This is a genomic window from Mesorhizobium sp. WSM4850 (assembly GCF_055811735.1).
Genome location: NZ_JBVVPV010000070.1, coordinates 1 through 17,957, shown reverse-complemented (window position 1 = coordinate 17,957; position 17,957 = coordinate 1). Strand labels below are relative to the sequence as shown.

Here is a 17,957-nt window from a genome sequence, read left to right as displayed (position 1 = left end):
ACCGGATTAAACAGGACGTGCTCTAGTTGTGAGCTTTCGGAAGGTTGTCCATTCGGGCCTGACCGAGGAGACTGGAGTTACCACACTTCAGATTCGCCGGAGGGTCCGAATGAACATCCATAAGAATGACCATCTGACGCCGCTGCGTCGAGAGGAAATGGCGCTGTCGGTCATAGAAGGCAGCCTTTCCCAAGCCCAGGCAAGAGCCCGCTGCCGCCCAAGCTTTGGAGCGGAAGAGGCCGGCCGCCGTCTCGAGTCGGCCGAACCGACAATCACAAGCCGATCTCGGCCAAAGCCCTGGCCGAGGAGTTCGACGCCGAGACTTGGCGCACGATCGCCTGGCGTGAAGGAACCAACACCGAGCTCAATTCCCGCTTCGCCGCCGTGCGCTTGTGGCCGGCATCCAGGGACTACAATCGGCCCGAGGCTCACGCCGAAGAGTGGCTCCTGATCGAGTGGCCTGAAGGCGAGGTCGAGCCGAGCAAGCATTGGCTCTCCACCTTGCCGGCCGACGCTACGATCACCCAGTTGGTCGACGCCGCCAAGGTGCGTTGGCGCATCGAGCGGGACTATCAGGAACTCAAGCAGGAGCTGGGACTGGGCCACTACGAAGGCCGAGGGTGGCGGGGCTTCCACCACCACGCCAGCCCCTGTATCGCCGCCTATGGCTTCCTGGTCTCTCTGCGGGAGACGATTTCCCCCTCAACTCCAACTCGCGCCCAGGGCCGCCAAACACCTGGTCTTCCCGGCGGTTATCGACCCCGCGGACCCTCCGATCCGACCAGAGCGGCACGTCCCGACCTCGATCCCGACCATCAGGCGACGCCTGACTGTGGCCCTGGCCAACCGTCTGCAACGATGTCCGTTCTGCACAAGGGCCATGGACAGTCCGCGTCAGGCTCGCAATTTATGACGCAGTAGTACTAGCAGGCTGAAGAAGGATCACGTTTGGCCTTGAGGATGGCTTCGTCGCCGTTGTGATAGGCGAATGTGATCTCGATCGAGCCATCGTCGAGCAGCTCGGCGGAGCCATCACCTGTGACTTCGTCCATTTTGTCGCAGCCGGCCCATGTGAAGAAGACCATCGAGGGACTGTAGCTGAGATCGAGGCCGGCTTGCAGGGCGCCAAAGGCGATCTCGCCGTTGTTGTCATCCCCTATAGTGATGGTGGCAGGGCCGCTCAGATCGAGATAGCCGCGATCCCAGGTCGGCCTCGACGATCCGCCAGCGGCCGGTCAACTGGCAGCCTGCCGGCGCGCTCAAGCTGGCACCGCCATGAGCTTCGGCAGCCGCACCAGATTGTAGGCGGCGGCAGCGAAGGTGAAGCCCCATCCGACGCGGTCCCGGCTGCGGAACTTGGTTTGGCGCTGACCGGCAACCGTCTTGATCCAGCCGAACGCCTCTTCGATGCGCTTGCGAATACGCTGACTGACAGCAAAGCCGCTATGCCGGGTGGTGCGCCCGTCGATGGCCGAACTACGGCCGTTCGTGTTCTGCGCTACATGCGGCGTCACCTTCATTGAGCGCAACTCATTGATGAAAGTCCTCAGCGTCATAGCCCTTGTCGGCGCCGAGCGTGATGGCCTGCGGCCGGTCGGCGCAGGGTTCGATCATATGCAGTGCGGCCACTCGCTCAGCATGTCCGTCGGCCAGCGTCAGGCAGGCACCGACCAGCAGGCCGTGGCGGTTCTCCATCAACCCATGCCCGATGAAGCACAGCTTCGTCTCTTTGCCTTTGCCCTTGCGATAGAGCCTGGCATCAGGATCGGTGGTCGAGGCATGCGTTTCGTTCGACCGCTTCTGGCCATGGAAATCCGCTTCCGCGTTGCTCCCGCCGCCACCCGGAGCCGGCGGCTCGCCCGAGCCGTCCTTTGGCTTGACGCTCTTCATCGACGCCCAGGCCTCGATCAGCGTCCCGTCGACCGAGAAGTGATCCGTCGACAGAAGCCTCTTGACCGTGGGCTGCGCCAGTAGCGCGCTCAGGAACTTTGCGGCGATGTCGCCCTCCAGCAACCGGTCGCGGTTCTTGGAGAACACAGAATGATCCCAGGCCGCATCGTCAACGCCAATCCCGACGAACCAGCGGAACAGAAGGTCGTATTCCAGCCGCTCCATCAGCAGCCGCTCCGAGCGGATCGAATAGAATGCCTGCAACAGCATCGCCCGCAGCAGCTTCTCCGGCGGGATCTATGGCCGTCCGATCGGCGAGTACAGCGCCGAACTCACGCTCCAGCGCCGACAGGGCTTCATTCACGATCGTCCGGATCGCCCGCAATGGATGATTGCGCCGAACCCGCGCTTCAAGGTCCACGTAGCTAAACAGTTCGCCAGTTCGATCGTCGCCGCCGCGCACTCGTTACCTCCGAATCCCTTCCGAGCCAGTGAATCATCGCTGCGCTCCGGTGGCGAGTGCCTTTTTCAACAGCTGCAGCGCCGACAAACGTCTGGCCTGCCGCTTGGCGATAGTGGGGATTGGGAATATTGACTGCTCCGGCTGGCAGCCCCGCTGTCTCGCAGGCGCGGGCTATTCAATTTCCGACAGGCGTCAGTTCCGGCGATCTCACCACCCCCATCGAGTTGTCGGTCGCGTTCGCACAGGCGAGCGGCAGGCGAGCGGACGAGCGGTCAGTTCCAGCGGGAAGTTCTACGGCCTGATCTGGGCGGAAGCCGGAAGCCCCAAGCGGGTTCTGACTGTGTGGTCGGGAGGCGCCATGCGGAATCGAGCCGCCTTCAAGTTCTCAGCAAGGCCGTTCGTAGTACCTGAGGTATCGGATCGCGGTCCGTACCTCCTCATGCGCGTTAATTGGCCTAGCCAGTGTCCATACAGACGGCTGTGGCGAAAGCATCGCCACGCCTCAGTGCGTCGGCAATGGGGAACAGAATGCATCCACAGGCGTAGGATGCATGTCTACAAGGACGCGATCCCAGACCCCGGTGAGTGGCAGCGGCGGCAAGCCCCCTCTTTGGGCCCTTGCCTGCGCGACGATGGCAATTGTCACGGCATCGACGGCTATCGAGCCCGATCCAACTGCCGGAAGACGAATTCCGCCGCTCTCCGTCGATGAAGCTTTTGATTTCCTGTTCGCTAGCCATTCCGGTCTTCCTTCAATATCGCGTCAGCTATCTTCTCAGCCACCATGATCGTTGGAATATTTGTGTTGGCTCGGGGGCAAAATGGCATCACCGAAGCGTCGGCGATCCTCAAGCCGGGAACGCCGCGAACGCGGCCCGATGGATCGGTCACGGCGGCAGGGTCTGAGGCTGCCCCCATCCTGCAGCTCGACGTCGGATGCCAATTGCCGGTCACATTCTGGCGCACAAACCGATCCAACAACCCCTCGTCAGTATTCAGATCTGAAATGCTACGACCATCGGTTATGACGTGCCTGATGAGGCCCCGACGCAGGCGTGGAGAGCAGTCCATGAGCAGCGCCAACACCGAGGTAAGTCCGTAATTAATGCAATTGACCTTGCTAACCTGCTTCGCACGCGCATTCCAAGCTGACGGGAAGGGGTCGAGCGCCACGGCCGACAGTGAATCTTGCTTCAGCAGGCGGCCGATAAAACGGAATCCCTGCTTCAATCGCGCGGCGTCCCGCTCATCGCTCAACCAGTTGAAATCAACCTCCGGCGCGATTGCGTGTGAGCGATCCTTCAGGACGATGCTTCCTGTCGAATAAGGGCGGTTGACCCAGAAATAGAGGGAGCCGAGGCGCTTGCCGAGGGGGTGCCAGGCCGACTTGGCAACGGCCGATATTGCCATATCTGTCGAAGGGCACCCGCTGTAGCCCGACGAGTAACGAGCATGCATCTGGATGTGGCCGCTCACATGAGGTGCCATGCGATCGGCTGGTTTCAAATACGTCGAAACGGCGATCCCTGGATGTTCCTGAAGGCTCCGGCCCACACCTTTCAGCTCTGTAACGACTGGAATACCGAGTTTTGTCAGTTGCTCGGCCGGACCTATCCCGGAGCGCATCAATATGGCGGGCGAATGGATGGCTCCGGCGCAGAGGACCACGGTCGAAGCGCGGTACGACTGCTGGCCCGAGTTGTTGTCCGTCTCCACACCCGTTATGGCGCGTCCTGAAAAGGTCAGCCGCACAACCGTCGTTTCCGACAAGATTGTCAAATTGGGCCGAGAGCGGACGCTCTCGGACAAGTAGGCCATCGCAGCAGAAACTCGGTGGCCGTTGCGGTTTGTCAACGGAACAGCGGAGTATCCGTCACCAAAGGCACCGTTGAAGTCCGGCCTGAAATGAATACCTGCACTTTCATACGCTCTCGCTACCGCTCGGATAAAGCCGGACCAGTCTGATTGCCGAACACGTCTTATCGGCAGGGGACCAACTTTGCCGTGAAATTCGCCGTCGAAATCCAGATCGCATTCGAGGCGACGGAAGTAGGGTAGAACCTCCTCCCAACCCCAGCCCGTTGCACCGCTTGAGGCCCATTCATTGTAATCTTCGGGACCACCGCGGTTCGCCACCTGAGCATTGATGCTGGAGCCGCCGCCCATGACCCGGGCCTGCTCGTAATGAACGGGCTTGCGGCCGTCCCGTATCATGGTCGCGTCGAGTGACGGCCACTGATAATCGGGATTGAAGTAAGCACGCGTCGGATTGCCGTCGAGAATGTCGTTAGGGACGGCGTTCGGGGGCGTATCAGGACCGGCTTCGATGAGCAGCACGCGATTTCCATCGGCGGAGAGCCTGCTCGCCATGACGCATCCAGAGGAACCCCCACCCACGACGATATAGTCGAAAACCAAGGCAATCCTCCCTTCCGTATGCCCCGATAAGGGCAGTAGGTGTTGACAGGCTACTCAGCATGTGCCTGGACACGCTTTCGTGCCAATTAGCGGACGCGTCTACTACCAGATGCCGTAGTACCGGTGCTTGCCCGAAAACTCTAAAAGCCATGTAGGTTCAGCGTATTGATCAGGGTGCATCGGCATGCAGAACAAGGTGACGACACTTGAGGTTTCGAGGTACCTCTGTGTGGCAGAGGAGTGGGGGCGCAAGTCCGGTCTCCATATTACGATGGGCGACGATTTTGAGGAATACGTTGGGATTACCAGCAGACTTCCCGGAAAGACACCGACTTATCCAAGCTTCCGTCCTGACAGTTCTGATCTTCCGCCTGGGAAGGCCTTTTGGATCGCCGGGCGGGATCGGGAAGGAAGAGTAGCGCATGTCCAGGCACTGCGTTTAGATCATATATCCAACACAGACCTTGCTGAGCACCTTGGGTCGCTCAGAGCCTGGTTCGCGGATCCTAACCTCAAAGCCGGGCCCGGTTCCTCGTCTCGCTGCGACGCGCCGACTGCGCGCAACATAACCGGGCTGGTCGCGTATCATGGCGATATCTGGTTGCGCGAGGACTTCAGAGGCCGCGGCCTCTCTACCTTTATCGGTCACATTGCATTCGGACTGGCATGGGCCAACTGGGCGCCGGACTTCATTTATGCGCTGGTTGCCGGCTGGCACATCGACAAAGGCGTAGTCGATCGCTACGGCTATGTTCATTGCGAGCCGCACGGATCAGTCCTGCACTTGCCTGCGCACGGGATAGATGACGACGATTGGCTCGTTTGGTTGACACGAGACGAACTGTTGAAGACGCTTTCGCGCACTCTCATAATGGACAGCATTGCACGACGCTGATTTGACGCGCACCAGATGCAGTATGAGATCGCCCCGTCCTGGCGAATGGCAAGGCGAGATCAGTGGCGCTGGGCGCGGGTGGCCATGGGTTCGGTGGCACAGTATCCGTAAATGCCGCTATTGCGAACTCGGCTTTGAGGCTGCCACCAATCCGGCTACGCTGTTGGTCCTGCGCAGCAGTGTTTGGTCGCGACCAGAGTTGGGCTGGTCATTTTTCACCGGACCAACTGGCGTATTTCGCCAACGGACGAGTTCCGATTTTGTCATCGACAGCGAACTCGGCCTGGGGCTTCCCGGAGGCTTCGCTCCAAGAAGGTCACGGAACGTACACGTGATCCCGGTGGAGACGTCGTAAAGCGCGGGAATTGCTCGCGGGATATCCGTCATCATCGGATTGGCGGGCGGAGCGGGAGCTTAGCCGCATCTCAACCGGGCCGGCAAGATCTTTCGATAGATGCGCTCAAACAATGATCAGAATCTAAGGTTTATTTCCCTATGTTGCGCTTTCATAATGATGTATAAGCAGATACACGACACAAACACTTCAACACATTACACTCATTAAGCTCATTAGCATCGTTATCACAACCCATACACAACTCAATACACTTCTTCACACTACTCCTCTCACACACTTAACGCATACACATAAAGTTTAAGTTAAATAACTCGGCTAACAGCAACGAGGTGGTAGAGCTTTGACGATGCCGGCCTGACGAGGACGACGCGCAGAGCCGTACCCATACAGCCGGCAGCTTGTGCGCCAGTGACAATATCCGGTGCAAATGGCTGCGGAGCAGAGACTATGGAACGCCCGCCGATAGCTGCTGTCTCTCAACTTCGAGGGCTGGCAACCAGAGTGTCCGACCGGCCCTCTTTGGTCTCATCGATGCATTTCCCCAAGGCGGCCAGGGAGGTGTTTGCGGTGGAACTCGGCCGGTTTCTCGACCAGACGGATGCCGTTGCCCAATCCGAGCAGTTGTTCGACCTCTTATCTGCTTTTGTCCTGAATTTTGATTGCCCGTGGATCGCCTATGGCTCTCTTGCACCCGACCAAAAATTTTTAAAACCGGTACGACGCGATCCGACGATCATGCTGAACTATCCCGATGAATGGCAGGAGCGCTATTTCGAAATGGGTTATGACAGGATAGACCCCATCATCAAGACAAGTCGACAGCGGACAAGCGCCTTTCGATGGAGCGATGTGTACAACGACGCGAACACGACTGAAGACGAACGGCGTGTTTTCGATGAGGCTGCCACGTTCGGCTTAAGGTCGGGCATCAGCGTTCCATTGCACGGCCCCCAAGGCCGCTTTGCATTCATGAGTTTTGCTCGAGCCAGGGACTACGGTTTCCAAAATAGAGCAATCACATACTTGGAACTTGCCGCGCTTCATTTCCATCTGAGAGTCGCACAGCTCGCGAATTCGAGTGCTATCGACAAATATCCTGACATTTCCGTAAGAGAAAGAGAGTGCATACTGTGGACGGCGAGAGGGAAATCCTCGTGGGAAATAGGAAAAATTCTGGGGATATCCGTAAACACTGTCAATTTTCATATAAAAAACGTAATGCGTAAATTGGATACCGGTAGCAGAACGGTCGCCGCAATAAAAGCCGTAAACTTCGGAATTATCGAAGTGTAAGAAGCGGTGACCTGCCACTGAACTTTCATCCAGTGGCGATTAGAGCCTCGGCCGTTTCTGTTACGCCGTATGGCGCGATTTGAGCAACCGGCGGAGACGCGAAGCCTTTCATTGAGCGCAGCGTCGGAGCCGGTTGCGGCGAGGGTTCCGGCGAAGGCCGCCGGGGTCAGGTAGCCGAGCGAGGAATGAGGCCTCGCCGTGTTAAAGTCCTGCCTCCATTCGGCGATGGCGCTTCGGGCGTGATCGAGGCCGAAGAACAGGCTATCGTTCAACAGCTCATCGCGCATCCGGCCGTTGAAGGATTCGACGTAGCCATTTTGCATCGGCTTGCCCGGCGCGATGTAGTGCCATTCGACGCGATGATCCTTCGACCAGGCGAGGATGGCGTTCGAGGTGAACTCTGTGCCGTGGTCGGAAACGATCATGTCCGGCTTGCCGCGCCGGGCGATCAGGTCAGTCAGTTCCCGAGCAACGCGCCGACCGGAGATCGACGTGTCCGGGATCGCGGCAAGGCATTCGCGCGTCACGTCGTCGACGATGTTCAGCACCCGGAACCGCCGCCCGCAGGCGAACTGGTCATGGACGAAGTCCAGCGACCAGCGCGCGTTCGGCTTCGCCTCAACCAGGATCGGCGCCCGCGTGCCGACCGCTCGTCGCCGTGCCCGGCGCTTGCGCACCGTCAGACCCTCCTCGCGGTAGAGCCGGTAGATGCGATTGACCCCTGATGGCTCGCCCTCTCGCTGGAGCAGAATGAACAGGCGTCAATAGCCGAAGCGGCGGCGCTCGTTGGCGAGGTCGCGTAACCTTGTGCGCAGCTCCGTCTCCGGCGGACGTCGGGACCGATAGCGGACCATCTTGCGATCGGCACCGACGAAGGAACAGGCCCGACGCTCCGACACGCCCATGACGGCCTGCAGATGCGCGACGGCTTCGCGCTTGGCGGCGGGCCCTACCATTTTTTTGAAAGAAGCTCGCGCAGTGCCGACGCTTCGAGCATCTGGTCGGCGAGCAGCTTCTTCAGCTTCGCGTTCTCGTCTTCCAAGGCTTTCAGCCGTTGGCATCGGAGACGTCCATCCCGCCATACTTCGCCTTCCAGTTATACAGCGTCGCCTCGGAGATCCCATGCTTGCGCGCCAGGTCGCCCGCCTTTGCTCCCGCCTCATGCTCACGCAGAACCGCGATGATCTGCTCTTCCGTAAACCGCTTTCTCTTCATCAGTCCCGTCCTTCAATCGAGGCCGGACTCTAATCTCAGATGGAGGAAATTACCCGTGGCAGGTCAGCGCAAACCGCGATGACTGCGGCCCCGTAAATCGCTTTTTCCTCATCAGTCTGTCCTTCAACGAGGCCGGGCTCTAATCCCCAACTGGAGGAAGTTACAGTTGTGGTTACCCGTCGGGAAAGATGTTGAGGCCTTAACTGTCGGCGGAAGCCGGTCGGTCGCTGCGCATCCAACTTCAGGTCCACCAGAGAACAAGATCCGGCCGCGCAAACCCGAAAAAGCTGTTCAGCACCAGGCGACGCCTTCCGTTGCCTGATTGACCGGTCACCCCGTGGACGAAACCGCCATCAATTAGGGCGATATCCCCGGCCTTGAGCTGGAAGTCACGACAAGGAACGTCCTCGAGATAGGCTGCCGAATAGGGATAGCCAGTAGTCTCCACACGCTGCGACTTTCGGTCCGCGACTGTCGGCTTGTGACTCCAGAGCCTCAAGTTTCCACCTTCCTCAGGCATGCTGGGATAAAAGTTGAGTGCTGCGACGGTGTTGTGCGCCACCGCAGAAAGCTCGTAATCGTTCCCAGCACGTAACACTTGAGCGACATCGTCGTGGGCGTCCAAGGAAAACGTGCCGCTGCCAGACCAACTGAGAGCGCGACAAACATTAGCCTGACCGCGTTCTGAACGGGCCAGCCGCAATTCGATACCCTGGTTGTGAAGCTCGCGCTTCAATGCGTCGAATATTGCTCGGACCGGATCAACCAAATTCTCAAAAAGGGCGTCGACGTACGGTCGCGCATTTTCGGCCTCGGCGAAATAGGTGGCTGCATCCTTCCTGTAGTGGGATGCGCCCACATATTGTCCGGGGACGCCATCTTTACGCTCCTTGAGACCGGGACTGCCAACAAAGTTCGTGGTGATCTCCTCGGCTACTTCGGTGCTGAAAGCATGGCTGATGTGCAGAGCGGTGGTCTCGCCTTTCATGACTGAGATGATGTCAGCAGTGCTGATGGAGCCATTGCGTTCTCTGACAGTAACTGGGGAGATGGCCGGCGGTTGAGATATCTGACTAGACATTGTCTTGCTCCTGTAGTGCGCGATCAAGGACGGCGATGCCATGATCGAGCTCGTCATCGGTGATGGTTATCGGCGGGAGAACTTTGATAACGTCGCGATCTGGCCCTGAGGATTCGATAAGCAGACCGTTTTCGAACGCGATATCGTGTACACGGCTCGCAGCGGCCGATGAACTGCACTTGAGGCCGGCCATCAGACCGCGGCCGCGCTTCTGTTCAATGCACTTGGGAAACTTAGCGACAAGGCGGTCAAGGTGCGCTTGCAGCTTGACCGCTGTCCGCTCGACGCCATCAGTAAACCGGAGGTCCGACCACATTTTGCACATGGCCCCTGCCGTCACAAAGGCGAAATTGTTGCCTCTGAAAGTCCCGCTATGTTCTCCGGGTTTCCATATGTCCAGGTCGGGTCTAATCAGAACGATGGACAACGGACTACCTGAACCGCTTAGGGACTTGGAAAGAGTCACTATATCAGGTTCGATTTTTGCGAACTCGAACGAGAAGAAATCACCGGTCCGACCCGATCCTGCCTGAATGTCGTCAACGATGAAAACAATACCGTGCTTGCGGCAGATGCGCTGAATTTCTGTGAGCCAAGCTGCGGATGCGGTGTTCATGCCGCCTTCTGCCTGGATAGGCTCCAAAATGATTGCGGCAGGTTTTTCTATGCCGCTTCCCGGATCGCCCAAAACGCGGTCGATGTAACTGGCAGAATCGAAAGCCTGGTTTGCATAGCCGTCATAAGGCACACGGATCACATCGTGGCGTGCGACGCCTCCCAGCTCTCTCGTAGACGCCGAGCCCGACACCGCCAGAGAGCCAAGCGACATGCCGTGGTATGAGTTTGTGAAGGCCATGACACTCGAGCGGCCGGTATATTTTCGCGCCAGGGCCAGTGCCGCTTCATTGGCGTTTGTGCCGGTCGGCCCAGGAAACTGTATCTTGTACGAAAGGCCTCTGGGCTTCAGGATCGATTCAACAAACGCTTCAATGAAGTCACGCTTTGCCGCCGTATACATGTCAAGCGACAGAAGAATGTTCTCACCGATCATATATTCTATTGCTGGGGCAATGATAGTTGGGTTGTTATGTCCGTAGTTAAGTGCGCCAGACCCAACAATAAAGTCGATATGAGGCTTACCGGACTCGTCCCAGATTATCGCCCCGAGAGCTTTCGTAAATACTGTCGGAAACGACCGGCAATAACGACGAACGTTAGATTCATACGTGGCGAAAGCGTCGGTATTCATGATGAGTCCCTGATCTAGGCGAGCGTCAATGAGAGAGTGGGTTGACGCGATCTTGTCTAAGGTTTTCGGCTGAACGCCGAAACTACGGCATCTGGTAGTTGACGCATTTGCCGTGCGAGAACTCCTCAAGTCGGCTCTGGTATCGGGCAGACCTCTACATGGGCTGGCCATCCCGGTTGACGCCGACGCCAATAAATCAGGGAATTCACTGGCCCAAAACGCCTGGGAACGAACCTGCTGGTCTTACGTCGTGGCGATGGTCTTGCAGCATCAAGCAGGTGGCCTTACGGAAGATGCGCTTTTGCTATCCCGGAAGGGGCAGGCATAGCGGTTTGCGGGCCGTTGACCTCATGCTGACAGAGGAGTGGCGACTATGATCTGTGCCCACGCAAACGCCGCCCAAGGCAGAGCGGACGCCCGAACAGAAGAACGCAATTACCGGTGGCCGGGACGATCGAAAATGCCCGGGCCGACTGCTTCGGCACGGAACTGATCGAGAGTCGGCGCTAGTCAGTTGCGTGAAAACATGTCGAGCTGCCGCTGCACGCCGTCCAATCCACCCGACGTCGCCGGCGCGTCAAGTCGGTCCGCAAGATGGTAGATCGACTGAGGAATTCAAGCGCCGGTTCCGCATTCCGGCTTCGACAATGGGGTTTGGAAACAGGGCCGGCGGACGCCGGACTTTGCGGCAGCTGCTTACCGTGGTCGAGCAGGAGCCAAGAGCTGTCTAGTGCGCGCGCCATCAGGCATCGCTGCTCGCACACCCGACGGCGCTTCCTGAACCCTGCCACGTTAGCTTATGGGAATTCCAGTTGGTTCATATCGCCCACAGGGCAGCATGTAGCGCGTCTGTCGCGCGTCAGCCATTGCGGAAGGCGTAACCGTACCCGTTGATCGCAGGCGCGCCGCCGAGATGCGCGTAGAGGATCTTAGACCCCTCTGGAAAGAAGCCTCTCTTCACGAGGTCGATCATTCCATGCATTGATTTGCCCTCATAGACGGGATCGGTAATCATGCCCTCGAGCCGCGCGCACAGCCGGATTGCCTCCTTCGTTTCCTCGGATGGAATGCCATAGCGCGGGTACGCGTAGTCCTCGATTAATATGACGTCAGCCTCGATGAGTTCCGTTCCGAGCTCGACGAGCAGCGCTGTACGTTGTGCTATGCCAAGCACCTGCGCCTTTGTCTTGGCGGGAGTCGCAGAGGCATCGACACCGATCACCTTGCGCTGTCGACCGTCCGCGGCGAACCCGACGATCATGCCGGCATGCGTTGAACCGGTGACCGTGCAAACGACAATGTAGTCGAAGGCAAACCCAAGCTGTTTCTCTTGCGCACGCACCTCCTCGGCGAACCCCACATAACCAAGGCCGCCGTATTTGTGGACAGAGGCACCGGCAGGTATCCCATAGGGCCTGCCGCCCCTTGCCTTGACCTCATCAAGGGCTTTTTCCCAACTTTGGCGGATGCCGATGTCAAAGCCCTCGTCGACCAGGTGCACCTCTGCGCCCAAGATGCGGCTCAAGAGAATATTGCCGACCCGGTCGTAGACGGCATCGTCATGTGGAACCCAGCTCCCCTGAACCAAAAGGCATTTCATGCCGACCTTGGCGGCGACCGCTGCCACCATCCGGGTGTGGTTGGACTGCACGCCGCCGACGGTGACGAGCGTGTCCGCATCTGACGCGATCGCATCGGGGATGATGTATTCAAGCTTGCGCAGCTTGTTTCCGCCGAATGCGAGACCAGAGTTGCAGTCCTCGCGCTTGGCGTAGATTTCCACCTTGCCGCCCAGATGCTTGCCGAGCCGGTCGAGCTTCTCGACAGGGGTGGGTCCGAAGGTGAGCGGGTAGCGTGCGAACCGTTTCAGCATATTTTCTCCAGTGGTACGTGATTGCCGGGAAACTAGCGGTGCACGAGCGCTTCTAAGAGATGCGTTTGACTGTGAGCCGGCACGTTCGGATGTTTTCAAAAGAGGCCGCTGTTAATGCTATCCGGCGCCTCGTTCGCGGTCGAGACGAAGCACCCGGGCGCTGTTGTGGTCCGAACGATAGCTATGGAGCGAAACCTGCTTCGATGCCGGTCATCACCAGAACGCGGTCGCATCCGATTGTCGCACGCGACGATCACCTCGATAATGGTTACCCCGAAGTTATAGGAACCTGTGCTTTATCTTGTCACGGCGCCTCAAGGAAGGAGCATTGCCATGCCGAGCATTAGATTGCGCTGGCGCACATCTGAAGATTCATTCCTCACCTCATCACTGTCTGATGACCGGAATTGAACTTTCTGGGAGCTAACGAAAAGCTCAGCCCTTTGCTCGCCGCGAACGCCGCTGGACCGCCAGATTAGAAATAGAAGGTTTGCAAAATAGGCCACCTGGAGAACCAGCCAAAAGGCTAGCGTCGTGAAGACGGCCAGACGGATGGAATCCGACGCTAAGTAAACCGTCACAGCGTTGCCGCATAGGACCATCCCCAGGAGCCGACAAAAGATGATTAAGCGCAATGCCGTTCTCCTGATTTCTCTCGTCAATCATGCAGCTCAGGCCGAGATCTGGTCGGCCGCGACATGAGTCTGGCAGTTCTTTGGGCAGACACGGCCGCAGGCTCCGCAGCCAATGCATCGGCCAGCATGGTCCACCACCATAATCATGCGATTGAGCTCACCATCGAAGTCGTCGTCACCGCCGTCGCAGGCGCCGAGGATTTCACCCGCGTCATCTACGGCGTAAAGGTGCATGACCTCCCGCGAGCAGACCTTGAAACAGCGCCCGCAGCCGATGCAGATCTTGCCATCTATAGTCATCAGATATTCCGGCACCCATCTGGAGCCGTCGCGGGTGATGAATTCGCCCTTCATCGTAAAGTCTTCATTTTCGCGAGCTCTCTCCTGGCACCATGCAACTCCGCATAAACGGCGTGCGCTTTCTCGGCCACTTCCTCTATCTCAGTCCATTTCACCGGAAGACCCTCGGCAAGGTCGCGCAAGTTCGTCTTAGCAATTGCTGCGCGCAGTTGAAGCTTTCGGACCTTTTTCACCATCTGATCCAAGTTTGACATGATCCTTCCTTGAAAATCGGTCTTTTCACGCTCGCACGACATGGCAATAGGCATAGCTGCAGTCGCGTCATCGACCAGTTTGGTTCCGGAATCCGCAGTTCCGGAAAGTCTCGAGGCCCAAGCGGCGGACGCCTCGACAGGATGAGCAACTGCCTGCCCGCGAAAAGCACGCGCCCGAAGCCCAGAAACTTTCACCTTGCGGGCACTTCATCAGGCCTGAGCAAACCCTGCTGCGGTGAAAACGTAGAGCCTCCATCACGTCCCGATCCGGACCGCACATGATTGGATCTCACGCCGCAGTTCCTTGGTGACGGTAAAGCCGCCAGCAGCTCGGTCCGCGATTTAGCATCGGATAAGCCGCAGGAGGCATTGGTCAAACAGGGGCAAGACGCTCGCCGTCCTTGTTTACGGCAGCCAGGCGCTGCGTGAGAGATTTCGTTTCCTCAATTCCAATCCTCGTCCGCAACCGAGGATTTCTGCTTTCGGGTACGCCGGGTTCGGGCACACCTGCGCAACCGCGGGCTGGCGTGGGAGGCCCCATTCCACACAATTGACGTCTTCGTGGCCGATCTCGAACACTTCCTGGACTGTGTTGCCTTCCAAGACATGCCAAATTCGGCTCGAACTTCTCCTCCGCGCCGTATCCGCTTGTTGGTCACTAATGTCTGAGCCTTTACTTGCAGCAAACGATCCCCCCCTCTGCTGCCTGGGCATACTTCCTGCGGGCGCGCCGCCGCAGAAAACTGGGATTGAGGGTTCAATTCCAGGTGTGGTTCCTTTGTGATCTTTGCTCATCAGGCGGCTGCGCTTTGACTTTCCGGAGCCTTATTTTGCGGAACTACGCAAAGATCCGCGGAACAGGCGTTCTCACCCGTGTAGTTGGCCAAGGCTTGGAGCAAGGGGGTAAGGTAGTAGTGTTTGATGTGGTCCGGCATTGGCTCCGGAAAATCGAGCGATTTCAGCGCGACGTCGATCAGCTCGATCGCGCGAACCTTGTTGCCACACTCGTAGTGGTACTGAGCGACCGGAACGTACCAAACGAATTTAAGGGGGCCGTCGCTTTGTGGGGAACTCAGTGCCAAGATCTGTTCAGACAGCTCCTTGCCCATTGCGAAGCGCTCAGTATGGGGAAGATGGGAGTTGTTCGTCGAGGGATCGAAGAGTTGTTTCAGGGCCATTACCATCCAGGACACGGCCTCAAACTTCTTGTCGATAGCGTCCTCCACCAATTGACGCATAACTGGCAAGCCGGTCTCGATGTCGCGCAGCTTGTGAAGCAGAAGATCCGCCTGAGTATGCCGGAACCCGTAATTGTCTGGCACCAAGGCGAGGCCTCCTTCGACGGCAGAGAGAGCCGCCTTCCAATTCTTCGCCTGCAGCGCCGGCTGGAGCTTGGCGTACGTCGGTTCGGTCAGCGCCAGCTCGCGCGCAGTGCGTTGGTTCCTATCGATCCGCCCCTTATCGGCGGCTTTCGCTTCATCGCTGCTGCGCCAGCTGCCGTCCATAACTTTGGGTAAAACGTCATCGAGTTCCGCCGGGTGTCCGATGAATGCGATGCGGCCGTCGCGATCCACCAGGAACGAGGCAGGAATTCCGAGAGAAGAACTCGCCTTCATCCAAAGCCTGTTCATTTCGCCTGTGTAATCGAACGCGATCCGATAATTTAGATTGGGGAACCTCTGAATCAGCCAAGCATCCAAGCTCGTCCGCGTCTCCTCCGCGGTCGGGCCCTCTTCGCTAGCTGCGACTCCGACGACCTCAAATCCGCTGGTTTGAAATTTTTCCTGTAGCTGCATCAGATGGGGCATCGCCGCCACACAAGGTCCGCATCCAGTCGCCCAAAACTCAACAAGGTACACCTTGCCGGGTTGAAAGTTCGTGAGGGGCTTGCCACGCAGCCAGCCGTTGACTTTGATCGGAGGAGCGGGGGATTCAATCCGCAACACCATGTTATTCTCCAAAGCTTTTCCCACACCCTTGTTGGCGTCTATGAGCAATCTGGCTCTACCCTCAGGAACGGAACACACCTGAGCCCATCACTCGTGTTGCTTGTTCTCATGCGGGTCAGCTCACCCACCATCGCCGCACCTCAACTAGCAAAGGCCGTGCCAGCACGCCTGGCGCGCAGCAAATGCTTTATTGGCTTCAAAAGTCCAACAGGCCCAACACGGCGGTTGTTTCGAACCCGACATGTTTTCAGCCGGCTGTAAGCTTTTGGACACGCATCACTCATGTGTCAGTCGCTTTAGGACAGCGAAGACGTTCGCTGTATTGCCGACTGTAAGATTGGCCTCGCCTAGTGGAGCAGCAGCACTTCGGCGCCCGGCTCGAAGAGCTGGTAACCCCACGACTGGCTCGCGCATGCGACTGCCTGCCGGCCGGCTCATGGCTGACCTCTTCTCCTAGCGCCGGGGTCATGAGGGCCAGGCCATCGAGTTCGAGCTGCCGCGGGTGCTGCGTAAGCTGTTTGCCTAGACGTCGGACGCCGCATGCACGTCCCATATTTTTCGTGAGCGAGCTGGGGAAGGTTTCTGGTAGGTGGTACGCAGTTCAGGCATTCGCCTCTGCTCCCGCAGGAACGGTCAGCGCCCCGAGCCGGGTTCCGAGTTTCCTTGAACTAGTCCCAATCACTTGCCTCACCCGATCCAAACACGACACGCATCGCCACGGGCGGGAGCCCTTCACTCCACCGACCCATCCATGGGCGTCAAGACCACTGCGCAATTCGGAGTGAGCAACGTAACACGGCCTTTACCGCCGTAGCGCAAATGCACCCTCGCAGAATTATGCAGTGCGCCGGTTCAGTCATGAGACTTGGGAGAAGGCTGGCCTTCGCTGCAGCGAAGCCAGAATCACTACTTGGATGCCACCGCCAATGATCCGCCGTCCGTCATATCCCGCTGCCCATCTCTTCTGCTACGGTGTCGGACCAGCTCTTTACAGAGGTAGGGCTGATGAAACTGGGATGCTCGGGGTTGGCGCGCGGCGCGCGCCCCAGAAGGCTGTCGAGGATGCGACGCGCTCGCCAGGCCAGCAGGCTTAGATTCGGATCAGCCAGCCCACGCTGTCCTAGGCTCGCGTTTTGTACGAAGATGCGTCTGTCACGCGGTCCGTCCCAGCACACCGAAAAATCTTCGCGAATAGCCAATTCGTTGTCGATCTTTTCCAGCCGGTTCGCCATCGGTTCCAAGAAGCCTGGCACCGCGCTCTCGTAACCGGTGGCCAGGATGACGATCTCGGCCGTGACTTCTTCGACCTCCTCCATGCCGTGCTGCAGGGTGAGTCTGTGGCCCGCGCCGGCGTTGATGCAGTGCGAGACAGTGCAGCCCGGCCGCAGTGTGAGATCGCATCGGTTTGGCTCTAGAAACGCGTGGCGGTATAGCGCCTGATAGATCGCGCGCAACATGCTTTCCGAAATGCCGTCCGAAGCAAGCACGAAGCGCCGCAGGAACAGCTTGCGCTGCGGCTCGCTCATTGCCGAGAAACGATCCGAAAAGCAGGGCATGAACAACTCGTTTGTGAACGGGCTGTTGTCGATGGGCAGGTAGTTTTCGCGCTGCGAGACCCAGGTTATCGAGACAGGCCGCCGTTCTTTTGGCAGACCAACAAGGTGCAACAGCACCTCGGCTCCGGACTGTCCCCCGCCGACCACGCAGACATGCTTTTTGTGCACCTCAGGATGAATGTGCAGCAATTCAGATGAGTGGAACAGATTGCGTCCAGTCCAGCCCTGAAACTGCGGCGGAATATGCGCCTGCTTGCCAATGCCGACCACGACGTTTCTGGCGCCGAGAATCGCCTTATCGGTGCGCACCCGAAACTCGCCGTCAAAGCGGATTTCGCGCACCGTCTCGCCGCCGCGGACAAGCGGGTTCCTGTAGAAGGCCCAGTTCAGGTATTGCTCGAACTCAGCTCTGAGCACGGCTTCGAACTGTGCATTCAGGAAGTGGTACAGAGTATGCGGCGTCTCCGCCCCATTGATTTTTGGTTGCAACGGTCAGGTCTAGCGCTTGCAGATGGTCCTATGAGCACG

Annotated in this window: 11 protein-coding genes and 3 pseudogenes; 3 read left to right on the top strand and 11 right to left on the bottom strand. The window is 58.3% G+C overall.

Annotated features, from left to right (window positions below; genetic code table 11):
- Positions 1-195: 195 nt before the first annotated feature.
- Positions 196-768: pseudogene (locus AC0L2Z_RS33090) on the top strand (transposase); the annotation flags it as partial.
- Between the two features lie 155 nt (positions 769-923).
- Here AC0L2Z_RS33090 and AC0L2Z_RS33085 read toward each other — a convergent pair.
- The 3 genes and pseudogenes from AC0L2Z_RS33085 to AC0L2Z_RS33075 form a co-directional block, all read right to left on the bottom strand.
- Positions 924-1,052 carry a hypothetical protein gene (locus AC0L2Z_RS33085; RefSeq protein WP_473630381.1) on the bottom strand — a complete coding sequence of 43 codons (129 nt, stop codon included), beginning with the start codon at positions 1,050-1,052 and terminating at the stop codon, positions 924-926.
- Positions 1,053-1,259: 207 nt separating this feature from the next.
- Positions 1,260-2,353 (bottom strand): annotated as a pseudogene (locus AC0L2Z_RS33080) (IS5 family transposase).
- A 732-nt stretch (positions 2,354-3,085) separates the two neighbouring features.
- Positions 3,086-4,771, bottom strand: a complete 1,686-nt coding sequence (locus tag AC0L2Z_RS33075) for a GMC family oxidoreductase (protein WP_473630380.1) — start codon at positions 4,769-4,771, stop codon at positions 3,086-3,088.
- A 184-nt stretch (positions 4,772-4,955) separates the two neighbouring features.
- Between AC0L2Z_RS33075 and AC0L2Z_RS33070 the strand changes: the two genes are divergently transcribed.
- A complete protein-coding gene (locus AC0L2Z_RS33070; protein ID WP_473630379.1) occupies positions 4,956-5,666 on the top strand; it encodes a hypothetical protein in 711 nt (236 codons plus the stop codon).
- 805 nt (positions 5,667-6,471) lie between these two features.
- The gene (locus tag AC0L2Z_RS33065; RefSeq protein WP_473630378.1) at positions 6,472-7,317 is read left to right on the top strand and encodes a LuxR family transcriptional regulator; all 846 of its coding nucleotides are present in this window, start codon (positions 6,472-6,474) and stop codon (positions 7,315-7,317) included.
- Positions 7,318-7,342: 25 nt separating this feature from the next.
- Here AC0L2Z_RS33065 and AC0L2Z_RS33060 read toward each other — a convergent pair.
- The 8 genes and pseudogenes from AC0L2Z_RS33060 to AC0L2Z_RS33025 form a co-directional block, all read right to left on the bottom strand.
- Positions 7,343-8,532, bottom strand: a pseudogene (locus tag AC0L2Z_RS33060) (IS3 family transposase).
- A gap of 241 nt (positions 8,533-8,773) precedes the next feature.
- Entirely contained in the window at positions 8,774-9,613 is an 840-nt protein-coding gene (locus AC0L2Z_RS33055; RefSeq protein WP_473630377.1) for a 2OG-Fe(II)-dependent halogenase WelO5 family protein, read from the bottom strand.
- On the bottom strand, positions 9,606-10,862 hold the full coding sequence (ectB, locus tag AC0L2Z_RS33050; protein WP_473630376.1) for a diaminobutyrate--2-oxoglutarate transaminase: 1,257 nt from the start codon (positions 10,860-10,862) through the stop codon (positions 9,606-9,608). The genes AC0L2Z_RS33055 and ectB overlap by 8 nt, the downstream gene beginning before the upstream one ends.
- An 859-nt stretch (positions 10,863-11,721) precedes the next feature.
- Positions 11,722-12,735, bottom strand: coding sequence for a 1-aminocyclopropane-1-carboxylate deaminase (locus AC0L2Z_RS33045; protein ID WP_473480558.1), 1,014 nt, complete (start codon positions 12,733-12,735; stop codon positions 11,722-11,724).
- A gap of 671 nt (positions 12,736-13,406) precedes the next feature.
- Entirely contained in the window at positions 13,407-13,724 is a 318-nt protein-coding gene (fdxB, locus tag AC0L2Z_RS33040) for a ferredoxin III, nif-specific (RefSeq protein WP_473480560.1), read from the bottom strand.
- The gene (locus AC0L2Z_RS33035) at positions 13,721-14,119 is read right to left on the bottom strand and encodes a CCE_0567 family metalloprotein (protein ID WP_473630375.1); all 399 of its coding nucleotides are present in this window, start codon (positions 14,117-14,119) and stop codon (positions 13,721-13,723) included. The genes fdxB and AC0L2Z_RS33035 overlap by 4 nt, the downstream gene beginning before the upstream one ends.
- A 599-nt stretch (positions 14,120-14,718) precedes the next feature.
- A complete protein-coding gene (locus AC0L2Z_RS33030; RefSeq protein WP_473630374.1) occupies positions 14,719-15,873 on the bottom strand; it encodes a TlpA disulfide reductase family protein in 1,155 nt (384 codons plus the stop codon).
- A gap of 941 nt (positions 15,874-16,814) precedes the next feature.
- Entirely contained in the window at positions 16,815-17,918 is a 1,104-nt protein-coding gene (locus AC0L2Z_RS33025) for a SidA/IucD/PvdA family monooxygenase (RefSeq protein ID WP_473630373.1), read from the bottom strand.
- Positions 17,919-17,957 lie beyond the last annotated feature (39 nt).